Origin of the sequence: Spirosoma lacussanchae (assembly GCF_005870035.1) — a bacterium.
Lineage (GTDB): Bacteria > Bacteroidota > Bacteroidia > Cytophagales > Spirosomataceae > Spirosoma > Spirosoma lacussanchae.
This window is the reverse complement of sequence record NZ_SWJG01000001.1, coordinates 587,088-601,000: the sequence shown is the minus strand read 5'-3', so window position 1 is coordinate 601,000 and position 13,913 is coordinate 587,088. Positions and strand designations below refer to the sequence as shown.

The 13,913-nt window shown below is 57.3% G+C and carries 11 protein-coding genes; 9 read left to right on the top strand and 2 right to left on the bottom strand.

The genetic code is table 11. From position 1 onward, the window contains the following. Positions 1–53: 53 nt before the first annotated feature. The gene (gene metH, locus FBR45_RS02455) at positions 54–3,881 is read right to left on the bottom strand and encodes a methionine synthase (RefSeq protein WP_138499007.1); all 3,828 of its coding nucleotides are present in this window, start codon (positions 3,879–3,881) and stop codon (positions 54–56) included. A 343-nt stretch (positions 3,882–4,224) separates the two neighbouring features. Here metH and FBR45_RS02450 point away from each other — a divergent pair, with 343 nt between their 5' ends. Both FBR45_RS02450 and FBR45_RS02445 read left to right on the top strand, forming a co-directional pair. Next, on the top strand, positions 4,225–5,112 hold the full coding sequence (locus FBR45_RS02450; RefSeq protein WP_138499005.1) for a Ppx/GppA phosphatase family protein: 888 nt from the start codon (positions 4,225–4,227) through the stop codon (positions 5,110–5,112). An 88-nt stretch (positions 5,113–5,200) separates the two neighbouring features. After that, complete coding sequence (locus tag FBR45_RS02445) at positions 5,201–6,148, top strand: GNAT family N-acetyltransferase (protein ID WP_138499003.1); 948 nt, start codon at positions 5,201–5,203, stop codon at positions 6,146–6,148. Here the strand turns inward: FBR45_RS02445 and FBR45_RS02440 are convergent. Continuing rightward, the gene (locus tag FBR45_RS02440) at positions 6,145–7,005 is read right to left on the bottom strand and encodes a hypothetical protein (protein ID WP_138499001.1); all 861 of its coding nucleotides are present in this window, start codon (positions 7,003–7,005) and stop codon (positions 6,145–6,147) included. The two genes, FBR45_RS02445 and FBR45_RS02440, sit on opposite strands and share 4 nt — an antisense overlap. Positions 7,006–7,137: 132 nt before the next feature. Here FBR45_RS02440 and FBR45_RS02435 point away from each other — a divergent pair, with 132 nt between their 5' ends. From FBR45_RS02435 to FBR45_RS02405, 7 genes are read left to right on the top strand one after another with little or no spacing between them, the layout of a single operon-like run. Further along, complete coding sequence (locus tag FBR45_RS02435) at positions 7,138–8,127, top strand: NAD-dependent 4,6-dehydratase LegB (protein ID WP_138498999.1); 990 nt, start codon at positions 7,138–7,140, stop codon at positions 8,125–8,127. Then, positions 8,120–9,265 carry a LegC family aminotransferase gene (locus FBR45_RS02430; RefSeq protein WP_138498997.1) on the top strand — a complete coding sequence of 382 codons (1,146 nt, stop codon included), beginning with the start codon at positions 8,120–8,122 and terminating at the stop codon, positions 9,263–9,265. Before FBR45_RS02435 ends, FBR45_RS02430 begins: the two co-directional genes overlap by 8 nt. After that, on the top strand, positions 9,262–9,909 hold the full coding sequence (locus FBR45_RS02425) for an acetyltransferase (RefSeq protein WP_138498995.1): 648 nt from the start codon (positions 9,262–9,264) through the stop codon (positions 9,907–9,909). The genes FBR45_RS02430 and FBR45_RS02425 overlap by 4 nt, the downstream gene beginning before the upstream one ends. Then, positions 9,906–10,928 carry an N-acetylneuraminate synthase gene (gene neuB / locus FBR45_RS02420; protein ID WP_138498993.1) on the top strand — a complete coding sequence of 341 codons (1,023 nt, stop codon included), beginning with the start codon at positions 9,906–9,908 and terminating at the stop codon, positions 10,926–10,928. The genes FBR45_RS02425 and neuB overlap by 4 nt, the downstream gene beginning before the upstream one ends. After that, the gene (neuC, locus tag FBR45_RS02415; protein WP_246082083.1) at positions 10,925–12,037 is read left to right on the top strand and encodes a UDP-N-acetylglucosamine 2-epimerase; all 1,113 of its coding nucleotides are present in this window, start codon (positions 10,925–10,927) and stop codon (positions 12,035–12,037) included. Before neuB ends, neuC begins: the two co-directional genes overlap by 4 nt. Next, complete coding sequence (locus FBR45_RS02410; protein WP_138498989.1) at positions 12,021–13,064, top strand: nucleotidyltransferase family protein; 1,044 nt, start codon at positions 12,021–12,023, stop codon at positions 13,062–13,064. Before neuC ends, FBR45_RS02410 begins: the two co-directional genes overlap by 17 nt. After that, positions 13,061–13,759, top strand: coding sequence for an acylneuraminate cytidylyltransferase family protein (locus FBR45_RS02405; protein WP_138498987.1), 699 nt, complete (start codon positions 13,061–13,063; stop codon positions 13,757–13,759). The genes FBR45_RS02410 and FBR45_RS02405 overlap by 4 nt, the downstream gene beginning before the upstream one ends. Positions 13,760–13,913: the final 154 nt, after the last annotated feature.

Sequence of the window (13,913 nt, the reverse complement as noted above, 5' to 3'; positions counted from 1 at the left end):
AGACGGCAGTGCGTAGCCGTCTTTTTGTTAGAAATGTGTCTATTCAGGCGGTATCAGTAGCCCAGCACCGGGCTTAGCCACCGCTCTATCTCGTCGACCGGCATGTCTTTGCGCATCGCGTAGTCGAGTACCTGGTCTTTGCTGATCTTACCCACCGCAAAATATTTCGATTCGGGGTGGCTGAAGTAAAAACCACTCACCGACGAAGCCGGGTACATGGCAAAGCTCTCGGTCAGCTCGATACCGATTTTATTGGCGTCCAGCAACTCGAACAGGGTCGCTTTCTCTGTATGGTCGGGGCAGGCCGGATAGCCCGGTGCCGGTCGGATGCCCTGGTATTTTTCTTTGATCAGCTCGTCGTTACTGAGCGTTTCATCGGTTGCGTAGGGCCAGAATTCTTTCCGAACCCGCTCGTGCATCCGTTCCGCGAAGGCTTCGGCCAGTCGGTCGGCCAGCGCTTTTACCATGATGCTGTTATAGTCGTCGTGGTCGCGCTCGTATTTTTCCAGCAGTGCTTCAATACCGATACCCGCCGTTACCGCAAACCCGCCAATGTAGTCTTCTCGGCCGCTGTCGAGGGGAGCCACAAAGTCGGCCAGGCAGAAGTTGGGTAAGCCCGGTGCTTTCTGATTCTGCTGCCGCAGAAAATGCAGCACCGTACGGGTGTCGTATACCAGCGTGCCGGCGTTGGAGACGCTTACCGCAGCCGCCGATTCGGCCCGGCTGATTTTGTACTCGATGTGCCGGTGTGACCCGTGGCGTTCGCAGGGGATATCGCGGACTTCCTCTTCGAACTCATGCAGCAGCACGTCGTCGTCGGTGGAGTTGGCCGGGTAGAAGCCGACTACCGCCTTCGCCCCTAGCAGCTTGCCGTCAATGATCTCCTGCAATAGCCGGTTGGCATCGTCATAAAGCCGACGAGCCTCGCTACCCACGACGGCATCGTCGAAGATGGCCGGGTATTTGCCGCTTAGCTGCCAGGTCTGAAAGAAAGGTGTCCAGTCGATGTATTTGGCCAGTTCAGCGATATCGTACTCGTCGAAATAACGATTGCCCAGAAACGCAGGTTTGGTTGGCTGGAAGGCCTGCCAGTCGATGGGCGTACGGTTGGCGCGGGCTTTTTCGATACCCAGCAGATTCTTCTCTTTCTGCCGCTTGGCGTGGTCTTCGCGCAGCCGGGCGTACTCGGCTTTTATTTCGCGGAAAATCTCTTCTTTAGTGCCTTCGGTATCGCTGACCAGCCGACCGGCTACCGGTACGCTGCGGCTTGCGTCAAGCACGTGGATAACCGGCCCCGAGTAATGCGGGTCTATTTTCACGGCGGTATGCATCCGGGAGGTCGTAGCGCCCCCGATCAGCAGCGGGATCGTAAAGCCCTGTCGTTCCATCTCCTTCGCCACCCCCACCATCTCGTCGAGCGAGGGGGTTATGAGCCCGCTCAGGCCAATAATGTCGACCTGGTGTTCGCGGGCCGCGTCCAGAATCTTCTGGGTCGGCACCATCACCCCCAGATCGATGATTTCGTAGTTATTACAGCCCAGCACGACACCAACGATGTTTTTGCCGATATCATGCACATCACCCTTCACCGTGGCCAGCAGTATTTTACCGGCATTGGTCGAGGTATCTCCGCCTACCAGTTTCTCAGCTTCGATAAAGGGCGTCAGGTAAGCCACGGCTTTTTTCATGACCCGCGCCGATTTGACCACCTGCGGCAGGAACATTTTCCCTTCGCCAAACAGATCGCCCACGACATTCATACCGTCCATGAGCGGTCCTTCGATCACGTGCAGCGGCCGCTCGACCTGCTGCCGGGCTTCTTCCACGTCCTGATCGATGAAATCCGTAATACCTTTGACAAGCGCGTGTTTGAGCCGCTCCCGAACGGGTTCACTCCGCCACGCATCGTCCTGTACCACGACCTTACCTTTGGCTTTTACCGTTTCGGCAAACTCGACCAGGCGTTCGGTAGCGTCGGGCCGGCGGTTGAGCAGTACGTCTTCGCAGCGCTCGAGCAGGTCGTTGGGGATGCTGTCATACACCTCCAGCTGACCGGCGTTCACGATACCCATGTCGAGCCCCGCCCGGATGGCGTGGTAGAGAAAAGCCGAGTGCATGGCTTCGCGCACCACATCGTTGCCCCGGAACGAGAAGGAAATATTCGACACGCCCCCGCTCACTTTCGCCAGCGGCAGGTTCTCTTTGATCCAGCGGGTGGCATTGATGAAGTCGACGGCGTAGTTGTTGTGCTCTTCGATACCCGTTGCTACGGTCAGGATATTGGGATCGAAGATGATATCCTGCGGGGGGAAGTTGACCTTGTCGACCAGAATCCGATAGGCGCGTTCGCAGATTTCGATGCGCCGTTCGTAGGAATCGGCCTGCCCATTCTCGTCGAAAGCCATCACCACCGCAGCAGCTCCGTAACGCTTAACGAGCTGGGCTCGCTCGATGAATGCCTCCTCCCCTTCTTTCAGCGAGATGGAGTTCACGATGGCTTTTCCCTGCACGCATTTGAGACCGGCTTCGATCACTTCCCACTTTGACGAGTCGACCATGATCGGTACGCGGGCAATATCGGGTTCCGACGCAATCAGGTTCAGGAACGTGGTCATGGCCTCGACCGAGTCGAGCATACCCTCGTCCATGTTGACGTCAATCACCTGGGCGCCCCCTTCCACCTGGCCGCGCGCAATGCTCAGCGCTTCGTCGTAGTTGCCTTCTTTGATCAGCCGCGCAAATTTCTTCGAGCCGGTCACGTTGGTGCGTTCGCCAACGTTCAGGAAGTTGGTTTGCTCGGTAATTTTGAGGGGTTCAAGCCCGCTCAGCTTCTGGTAAGGTTCAGGCGCCGGCAGCTGGCGGGGTGGGTATTTGGCCGCCACATCGGCAATAGCCCGGATGTGGGCCGGGGTAGAGCCGCAGCACCCTCCTACAATATTGACAAACCCGTCGCGCACGAATCCTTCGATCTGAACGGCCATCAACTCGGGCGTCTCGTCATACTCTCCGAAGGCGTTGGGCAGTCCCGCGTTCGGATACGCCGACGTAAAAAACGGCGCTTCTTTGGCCAGCGTCTGAATATACGGACGCATCGGCTCAGCCCCGAGCGCACAGTTCAGCCCCACGCTCAGTAGCGGCAGGTGCGAAACAGAATATAAAAAGGCTTCCGTTGTCTGTCCCGACAGGGTTCGTCCAGAGGCATCGGTAATCGTGCCAGACACCATGATCGGCAGCGGAGACTGGGCTTCGGCCAGCTCACCGGCCTGTACCGCGACGCGCTTTCCGCCTTCCTTGAAGTACTTGTCGATGGCAAACAGGGCAGCTTTGGCGTTGAGCGTATCGAAAATGGTTTCGACCAGCAGCAGATCGGCTCCTCCATCGACCAGCCCGGCTACCTGCTCATAGTAAGCAGTCACCAGATCATCGAACGTAACGGCGCGATAAGCAGGGTTGTTGACATCGGGCGACAAACTCGCCGTGCGGTTGGTTGGCCCCATAGCGCCAGCTACAAACCGGGGCTTATCGGGGTTTTGCCGCGTAAACTCATCGGCTACTTCTTTAGCGATCCGGGCCGACTCGCGGTTCAGTTCGTAGGCCAGCGACTCCATATGGTAGTCGGCCATGGCGATACTGGTGCCGCTGAAGGTATTCGTTTCGATAATGTCGGCACCGGCCTCCAGATACTGCCGGTGTATCTCCTGAATAACCTCAGGTTTGGTCAGCGACAGCAGGTCGTTATTGCCTTTGAGATCGTGGGGCCAGTCGGCGAACCGATCACCCCGGTAGTCGGCCTCGGTGAGCTGGTACTGCTGAATCATGGACCCCATCGCGCCGTCGAGGACGAGGATACGTTCCCGGAGAAGTTCGGTAATAGGCTTCAAAGGATGCAAATCGTTTTGGCTATATTCAGAATCAACATATTGTCAGCCCGGAATAATTCAAGTGCCGTGAAATAATGACTGACTGGTAACGGTTGTGGTGAAGTGCTTAGGGCTGGTAAAATTACGCAAAACAGTTGGTCAACGAAACGCTTTCTGGTCTATTGGGTATACGGCCATTCTGAACAGGAACCGTTCGTAACCAGTTTATTTCGCACGGGCTGGGCCTGCCGTCCGCTCTCAACGTGGCAAACCGGTGCGTTCAGGCCTGTACGCCACTGGTAGCAAAGCTCCCGGAAGTTGGTATCTTTGGCCGTTTTGTTCATTAAAATTAGCTCTTTTTGTTTTGAAACTGGCAGCTATTGATATCGGGTCGAACGCGGCTCGGATGCAGATTTCGACGGTTCTCCACAACGATGACCTCGTCAGTTTTAAGCGGGTCGAATACGTCCGGTTCCCGCTCCGCCTGGGCCACGACGTCTTTAATTTCGGCGAACTGACCCCCGAGTCCGAAGCCCGTACGACCAAGCTCATGCAGGTCTATAAGTTATTGATGGAATTGCATGAGGTAGAAGGCTACATGGCCTGCGCCACCTCAGCCATGCGCGAGGCCAGTAACGGTCCCGATATAGCCCGGCGTATCGAAACGGCAACCGGGGTAAAAATCCACATCATCGACGGCCAGAAAGAAGCCGAACTAATCAACAATGTGGTTGTTCAGGCCCTCGACGACCGGCAGTTTCTGCACATCGATGTGGGCGGTGGCAGCACCGAGCTCAACCTCTATGTGAACCGGCAGAAAGTCAATTCCAGATCGTTCAAGATCGGCTCGGTACGGCTGCTGGAAGGCAAAGAAACCAAAGGCGCCTGGCGCAAAATAGAAGACTGGGTCGAGGATAACGTCGACGCGTCCCGCGAGATTATTGCCGTCGGTACGGGTGGCAACATCAGCAAACTGTTCAACCTGGCGGCCAAAACCTCGGAAGAAGGTACGACCCTGACCGAAATTGAGCGCATCCGGAATCACATTGCTACGTTTAGCCTGGACGATCGGATCAATAAACTCCGGCTCAATGCCGACCGGGCCGATGTAATCGTACCGGCCGCCGACATTTATATTTCGGTCATGAAATGGGCCAGAGCCAGCCAGATTATCGTACCCGACCTCGGTCTCAAAGACGGTATTATTCAGCTGGTTTACTCGCAGCACATGAAAAAGAGAAAAACGCACTGACCCGCGCTTAAGGGCTCATTCGTAACGGCCGGCACGCTCTCCAGGGTTGCCGGCCGTTACGTTTACCCGGTTCCTGCGTAAGGAAGGTATGCTCTACCGTATTGAACTCGACGCCGATCTGCACGCGCCCACCCGATGGCCGTATGTGGAGGACGGCTTCTTTTTCAATACACCCGCCCACGTTCGTCAGCAACATCCGGGCACGGGCCATACGTTGCTGGCCGTAAACACCCGCACCGGGCGGGCCGAAGCGCGCTGCACGTTTTTCGTCGATGGTCGCCAGGCCCGTAGCCCCGCGGCCGCTCCGTTCGGCTCGGTCGAGTTTACCGACACGCTGCCCGACACGGTACTCGCCCACTTTCTGGATACCTTACTGGCGGTGGTCTCTGCCAGCGGGGTGAGCAGCTTCCGGCTGGTCAACTACCCCCACGGGTACGCTCCCCGCCAGGCGCAGCAGCTTACGGAGCAACTGATCCGGCGCGGGTTCGGCATCGTGGCGACAACGGCGAGTTACCTACTGTCCATTACCGACGACCCTTTCGACGCCCGCATCGATGCGTCTGAACGGCGACGTCTTCAGAAATGCAGGAACGCCGGTTTCCGGTTCGAACACTGGGCTACCCCCCATATCGACCACATTACCGCCTTTCTGGTCAGCACCCGGCAGCAGCAGGGCTACGCGCTCAGCCTGCCCCCCGACCGGCTGGGCCAGTTGCTCCGAGCGTTCCCGAATCAGTTTCTGGTTTTCGCGGTCAGCGATACCGTTACGATAGCTGCCCTGACCATAGCCGTACGGGTCCGGGCCGATATTCTGTACAGCTTTCTGCCCGCATCCAGCCCCGACTATCATACCTACAGCCCCATCGTGCTACTCACCGACGGGCTGGTTGGCTACTGTCAGCAGCAGCATATTCGGCTACTCGATCTGGGCGTAGCGCTCGATGGCAATCACCAGCCCAAACCCAGCCTGAGCCGATTCAAACGCAGACTCGGCGCTCAGGAATCGCCCAGGCTTACCTTCGAGAAGCAGTTCTAGCCTACCTCATCCCTATAAATATCGAGCGAATGCTGCTTGGGGAAACAATCGACCAGTCCCTGCTGGTTGAGGTTGACGATGGGATAGCCTTTGAACTTTTCGAGGTCTTTGAACAGAAAGTGATGGGAGTACAGCAACTCGCCTACGCTGCCCGCGTTCGTGGTACGCACCTTCGACGGCGGATCGCCCGACTTATCGTAGAAATGCCGGTCGATGTAGTACATATCGTTAGTCTCGTCTACCACCAGGTTGAGAAAATAATCGTTGTCGAAACCACAGATATAGATTTCGCGGTAGCCCATGTAACAGGCCGCGGCCAGGGCTTTGTAGGCCGTCATGGATATGTAGCTCCGGGGGCCGGTGATGGTAATCCGGTTCAGAAACACGTTTCCCCGGTCGTAGTAGCCGTATTTTTTCCGAAAGGGCGATGCATCGACATGCTCCAGCGGTACGAAGCAGGTGATGTTTCGTTCGGTCAGCAGGGCCATGTCCCGTTTGAGCCGCTCGGTCAGGTGCGGGTATTTCTCGGGAAAGAAAAAAGCCGGATCGCTCAGCAGGTAATAGTCGGGCACAACGACATCGGCCAGTGGCGAGCTGATGTATGAGTTCACCGCAAACACATCGAAGTCATGCGCCTGCTGCAGCCGCCTGATCTTATCGGGATCGAGCCGCCCGACCGACGGTCCATTGGCCAGCACCAGCGCCTTCCGACCCGACATACTTCCTTTGAGCCTACGGGTCTGCCGCAAGTGACCATAAGTACGGCTCACCACCTTCAGGCGGTAAAACCAGTTACGGGCCACCGTATCGAACCAGAAACCAAGAATGCGGGGTATGCTCAGACCAAGATAATTCATCGACGAGTGCGGGGCGGTAGTGACAGCCCGCAAAACTACTACGAATCCGGCAAATGGCCGGGCGGGGCCGCTCAGCTTGGCCAGCCAGCATTTATTTGCTACTTTTGACCTATCTCGAACACGCCACCGTGGATGAAAAAAAAAGTATTGGTTACCGGCGCTGACGGTTTTATCGGCAGCCACCTGGTTGAAAAATTGCTGGACGAGGGGTACGCGGTAAAAGCCTTTGTGTATTACAACTCGTTCAACAGCTGGGGCTGGCTCGACACCCTCCCGACCGAAAAACTGCAGAACATCGAAATTTTTGCCGGCGACGTGCGGGACCCGAACGGCGTCCGGACCGCCATGAACGATGTCAGCATCGTGTTTCACCTGGCCGCGCTCATCGCCATTCCCTACAGCTACCACTCGCCCGATAGTTACGTCGATACCAACATAAAAGGTACGCTCAATATTCTTCAGGCCGCCCGCGACCTGGCCGTTGATAAGGTACTCGTCACCTCAACGTCGGAAGTGTATGGCACGGCCCTCTCGGTACCCATCGACGAAACCCACCCCCGGCAGGGACAGTCGCCCTACTCGGCCACCAAGATTGGCGCGGACTCGATGGCCGACGCGTATTTCCGCAGCTTCGGTCTGCCCGTGGTTACGGTGCGGCCTTTCAACACCTACGGCCCCCGACAGTCGGCCCGGGCCGTTATTCCGACCATTATTACCCAGCTGCTCAACGGCTACCGGGACATAAAACTGGGTTCGCTCCACCCGACCCGTGATCTGGTATTCGTTAAAGATACGGTGAGCGGATTTGCGGAGATAGCCCGACACGATGCACTGATCGGTCAGGAAGTGAATATTGCCACCAACACCGAGATCAGTATTGGCGACCTGGCCCACAAAATCATCGATCTGATGGGCGTTGAGGCCAGCATCATCTCAGACGACCAGCGATTACGCCCCGAAAAGAGCGAGGTAGAGCGACTGCTCGGTTCTAACCAGAAGATTACGTCGGCAACCGCCTGGCGCCCGCAGTACAGTTTCGACCAGGGCCTTCAGGAGACCATAACGTGGTTCAGCAATCCGGAGAACCTTAAACAGTATAAGGCGCATATCTATAATGTTTGACCTGTTTGTTCAGTTCGTCCGCGATACATTCAACGACAGCGACGGTTTCATCCCCCTGCACGAGCCCCGCTTTACGGGAAATGAAAAGAAGTATGTCAACGACGCCATAGACTCTACCTTCGTGTCGTCGGTGGGGCAGTATGTGGATCGGTTCGAAGAGCAGATCCGCACTTATACCGGTTCGTCCTACGCCATCGCCACCGTAAATGGAACCGCAGCTCTGCACATGGCCCTGATCCTGGCGGGCGTTCAGCGCGACGATCTGGTCATTACCCAGCCGCTCTCGTTCGTGGCCACCAGCAATGCCATTGCCTATACCGGTGCAACGCCCTGCTTTGTCGACATCGATCTCGCCACGCTGAGCCTCAGCGCCGAGAAGTTAGCCACCTTTCTGGATACGCAGACCGAGATCAGAGATGGGAATTGTTATCACCTGGCCAGCGGAAAGCGGGTGAGTGCCTGCGTACCCATGCATACGTTCGGCCATCCGGCCCGGATCGATGCCATCGTCAGGATTTGTACAGCCCACCATATTGCCGTTGTCGAAGATGCCGCCGAGTCGCTGGGCAGCACCTACCAGGGTCAGCAAACCGGCACGTTCGGGCTGCTGGGTACCTACAGCTTCAACGGCAACAAAACCATTACCTGTGGCGGGGGTGGCATGATCGTTACCAACAGCGAGCAACTGGGGAGGCTGGGAAAACACCTGACTACCCAGGCCAAGGTGCCGCACCAATGGGAGTTTAACCACGACCAGACCGGCTATAACTACCGGCTGCCCAACCTGAACGCGGCCATGGCCTGCGCGCAGATGGAGCAGCTCGATGCGTTCATTGCTAACAAACAGCAGCTGGCCAGCCTGTATCAGGCCTTTTTCCAGACAACTCCTTACCAGTTTGTGCAACAGCCGGCCAACAGTCAGTCCAACTTCTGGCTGAACGCCATTCTACTAAACAACCGGCAGGAGCGCGACGAATTTCTGGCCTATACCAACCGCAAGGGTGTTATGACCCGGCCAGCCTGGACCCTGCTGCCTAAACTTCCGATGCTGAGCCACTGCCCGCACGATGACCTGACCCACGCGCAGTACATCGAAGATCGGCTCGTTAATATTCCCAGCAGTGTACGACTGACATGAGCAAGCCACAACTGATACTGGTAGGGGGCGGTGGACACTGCAAATCGGTGATCGATGTCGTGGAAGCGTCCGGCCAGTTCAGCATTGCCGGCCTGGTAGATACCCGCGATAAGCTGGGCACCACCCTCTCGGGCTACGCTGTTATTGCCACCGACGACGACATCGACGCACTGGTTCGGGAGTACCGCTATTTTCTGGTAACGGTAGGCCAGATCAAGTCCAGTGCCCTGCGGTATCGGCTGTACCAACTCATCAAAAGCCAGGGCGGGCTGCTGCCAACGCTGGTTTCGCCCCGGGCCTATGTGTCGCCACACGCCCAACTTGGCGAAGGCACGGTTATTCATCATCAGGCGTTTGTGAATGCGGGCGCCCGGATCGGCGTAAATTGCATCATCAATACGGCTTCCCTGATCGAGCACGATGCCCAGATCGGCGATCACTGCCACCTATCGACGGCGGCCGTTGTCAATGGCGACTGTCGGGTAGGTGACCATAGTTTTGTAGGGAGCCGGGCCGTGCTGTCGCATGGCGTTCATGTGGCCCCCAACGGACTGATCGGCGCCGGGGCCGTTGTGCTGAGCCATACCGAAGCAGGAAGCCTGTACGCGGGCAATCCGGCGGTTCTGAAAAAACGAGTATCATGAGTAAGACACTGATCATCGCCGAAGCCGGCGTCAATCATAACGGAGACATAAACCTCGCCAAACAGCTGATCGACATTGCTGCCGACGCCGGGGCCGATATTGTTAAATTCCAGACCTTCAGGACCGAGAAACTGGTCAGCACATCGGCCCGAAAGGCAGACTATCAGGTCAACAACATGCCCGACGAGGCCGACAGCTCCCAGTTTGCCATGCTGAAAAAGCTGGAGCTGAGCCCGGCCGATCATCAGGAACTGATGGCCCACTGCCAGCTGCGTAACATTCAGTTTTTGTCTACCGCCTTCGATCTGGACAGTCTCGATTTTCTGGCGGGCCTGAACCTGACTATTTTCAAGATTCCGTCGGGCGAGATGACCAATCTGCCCTATCTGCGCCGGATCGGAAGCTACAACCGGCAGGTGATTGCCTCAACCGGTATGGCTACTATGGATGACATTTCGGCCATGCTGGATGTGCTTATCAGCGCCGGTACGGCCCGCGAAAATATTACGGTGCTGCACTGCAATACCGACTATCCGTCGCCTTTCCAGGATGTTAACCTGCGGGCTATGCAAACCATTGCCGACACGTTCGGGGTTGCGGTTGGCTATTCCGATCACACCCCCGGCATCGAGGTACCCATTGCGGCCGTTGCCCTCGGCGCTACCGTCATCGAAAAGCATTTCACCCTCGACCGGTCGCTGAAAGGGCCCGACCACCTGGCCTCTCTCGAACCCGATGAACTGGTTCACATGATCCGGGCTATCCGCAATATTGAGGTGGCGCTGGGCGACGGTATCAAGCAACCGACCCCATCGGAGCAGAAAAATCTGGCCGTAGCCCGAAAAAGCATTCACCTGGCCCGGCCACGGCTGGCGGGGCAGGTACTGACCGAAGACGACCTGATCATGAAACGGCCGGGCACCGGAGTCTCGCCCATGCTGCTGGATCAGGTAACGGGCCGTAGGCTGGGCGTCGACGTCGAAGCCGATCACCTCTTACGCTGGGAGGACCTGCTATGAAAATCGGCGTATTGACCAGCTCCCGGGCCGATTACAGCATCTACTACCCGCTGCTGACGGCCCTGGCCGAAGACCCGTTCTTCGATCTCGACATCCTTGCGTTCGGCACCCACCTGTCGGCCCGTCATGGCCATACGGTAGACCAGATTGTAGCGAATGGGTTTTCGGTCAGGCACCAGATCGACACCCTCCCGGCGGGCGACGCCCCGGCCGACATCAGCCACGCGATGGGCAGCGTGATGCAGGCGTTTTCGGCGCTGTGGCCGCACGAAAGCTACGATCTTGTGCTATGCCTGGGCGACCGGTTCGAGATGTTTGCCGCCGTGGCCAGCGCCGTACCATTCAACCTGCCGGTGGCGCACATTCATGGGGGCGAAACCACCCTGGGCGCCATCGACAATGCTTTCCGTCATGCTATCACAGTCATGTCGACCTACCACTTCACCACCACCGATGCGTATAAAGCGCGGGTGATCGAACTGACCGGCTCGGCCGAAAATGTCTATAATGTCGGGGCCCTGAGCATCGACAACCTCCGCCACCTGACCCTGCTGACCAAAGCTGAGTTCTTCGAGAAATTTGCCATTGACCTCGACCGACCCTCGATTCTTATTACGTTTCATCCCGAAACGGTTTCGTTCGAGAAGAACAGAGAACACGTAGCCGAACTGATCGGGGCACTCGGGCAGCTGTCGGCCTACCAGCTGATCATTACCATGCCCAATACCGACACCATGGGCAACTACGTTCGGGAGCACCTGCTGGCCTTCATCGACCGGCAGCCCAACGCGGTGGGTGTCGAATCATTCGGGACAATCGGCTACCTTTCGTGTATGAACTACTGCCGGTTCATGCTCGGCAACACCTCGAGTGGCTTTGTGGAAGCCAGCTTTTTCCCGAAATACGTGATCAACCTGGGGAATCGGCAGGAAGGGCGGCTAATAACACCCCATATTATCAACTGCGCCATTGAGGCCGACCAGATCCTGGAAGCGGTACGGGCCATCGAAAACGCAGGCCCGCCCGCGCCGGTCGACGCCTACGGCAACGGTACCACCGCGCAACAGATCGTTTCTATTTTAAAACAGATTCGTGGCAGACTACAGTAAACATATCGTTCAGCAGGACGTACCCGTTACCCGGGCGCTGGAGCAGATCAGCAGCCTCGGTCAGTACCTCACGCTCTTCGTAACCGACGAAACCGGCAAACTGCTCGGGACCCTCACCGACGGTGACATCCGGCGCGGACTGATTGGCGGCAAGCAACTCAGCGAGCCCGTTAGCCAGTTTATGAACCCGAACTTCCGGTTCCTGCGCCATAACGAATACGACACCGAAACTATCCGGCGCTTCCGGGCGCAGCTGTTGCAACTCATTCCGGAGCTGGACAGCGAAGGGCATATCATCCGCATCGTCAACCTGGCCCAGACAAAAGCACTCTTACCAGTCGACGCCGTCATCATGGCTGGCGGCAAGGGCGAACGGCTGATGCCCCTGACGCGCGATACCCCCAAGCCCCTGCTCAAAGTCGGCGATAAACCCATCATCGAGCACAACATCGACCGGCTGACCCGTTACGGAATCAACCATATCCACATCACCACCCGCTACCTGGGCGAACAGCTGGAACACTATTTCGGCGATGGCTCGGCCAAAGGGGTAAGTATTCAGTACACCCGCGAAGATGAACCCCTGGGTACCATCGGATCGATGCGCCTGACGGACAATTATCAGAACGACACCATTCTGCTGATGAACTCCGACCTGCTGACGAACATCGACTTCGAGGATTTCTACGAAGCCTTTCGCCGGCAGAACGCCGACATGTCGGTAGCGACGGTGCCGTATCAGGTCAATATTCCCTATGCCGTTCTCGAAACGAATGAGGGAGCGATTCGGTCGCTCAAGGAAAAGCCGACCTATACCTACTACATAAACGCCGGTATCTACCTGATGAAACGCAGCATGGTCGATCTGATTCCCCAGGGCGTGTATAACGCCACTGACCTGCTCGAGAAGCTCATAGCCGGGCAGCATACCGTTACTTATTTCCCAATGCTGGGCTACTGGCTCGACATTGGCCGACACGAAGATTACCAGAAAGCCTGCGTCGACATCAACCACATTACGTTATGAAACCCCTGTTCCTGATTACGGCGCGGGGTGGCTCGAAAGGCATTCCCGGCAAAAACATCAGGCCCTTTCTGGGGAAACCACTCCTATACTACGCCATCGATACGGCGCGGGCGCTGGCTCCGGACGAGGATATCTGCCTCTCTACCGACGCCGACGAGATTATCCGGGCGGCAGAAGCCTACGGCTTGTCGGTACCTTTCAAACGCCCCGATCAGCTGGCAACCGACCAGTCGGGCAGTTATGAGGTGATGCGCCATGCGGTCGACTTTTACAGGCAGCAGCATCGGCCGTACGATACGCTGGTGCTGCTACAGCCCACCTCCCCGTTTCGTACCGCCCAACACGTTCGGGACGCGATGGCGCTCTACTCCGGCGAGCTCGACATGGTAGTATCGGTAACGGAATCGGCCAATAACCCGTACTATAACCTCTTCGAAGAACGCGCCGACGGGTTCCTGCAACGGTCGAAGGCGGGTAACTTCAGCCGTCGGCAGGACTGCCCGGCGGTTTATGCTTACAACGGAGCGGTGTACGTGATCAATCTGGCTTCGCTGGCCGAAAAACCCCTCAGCGAGTTTAGTAAGGTCAGAAAATACGTCATGAGCCCCCACGACTCCGTCGATCTGGACACCCCGCTCGACTGGGCCTTTGCCGAATTTCTGGCTACGCATCGCTCTCTGACGGCCACCCCCTAAGCCAGCCCGTTGCGGCACCGGACTGCTGGCTGGGCCACAGGTGGCAGTTCTCGCCCGAAAGCCGTAAATTTGAGGGGCCAAGTCTGGCCGGATGCGCGTGGCTGCGGGATAACGTTACCAACACCGACTGCCACATCCGCTTATCGGGCCCGGG

Bases quoted from the DNA above. Each gene is read 5' to 3' on its own strand.
- FBR45_RS02405 (WP_138498987.1), top strand. From the start codon at position 13,061: ATGAAACCCCTGTTCCTGATTACGGCGCGGGGTGGCTCGAAAGGCATT.
- neuC (WP_246082083.1), top strand. From the start codon at position 10,925: ATGAAAATCGGCGTATTGACCAGCTCCCGGGCCGATTACAGCATCTAC.
- FBR45_RS02430 (WP_138498997.1), top strand. From the start codon at position 8,120: ATGTTTGACCTGTTTGTTCAGTTCGTCCGCGATACATTCAACGACAGC.
- FBR45_RS02445 (WP_138499003.1), top strand. From the start codon at position 5,201: ATGCTCTACCGTATTGAACTCGACGCCGATCTGCACGCGCCCACCCGA.
- FBR45_RS02440 (WP_138499001.1), bottom strand. From the start codon at position 7,005: ATGAATTATCTTGGTCTGAGCATACCCCGCATTCTTGGTTTCTGGTTC.
- FBR45_RS02425 (WP_138498995.1), top strand. From the start codon at position 9,262: ATGAGCAAGCCACAACTGATACTGGTAGGGGGCGGTGGACACTGCAAA.
- FBR45_RS02435 (WP_138498999.1), top strand. From the start codon at position 7,138: ATGAAAAAAAAAGTATTGGTTACCGGCGCTGACGGTTTTATCGGCAGC.
- neuB (WP_138498993.1), top strand. From the start codon at position 9,906: ATGAGTAAGACACTGATCATCGCCGAAGCCGGCGTCAATCATAACGGA.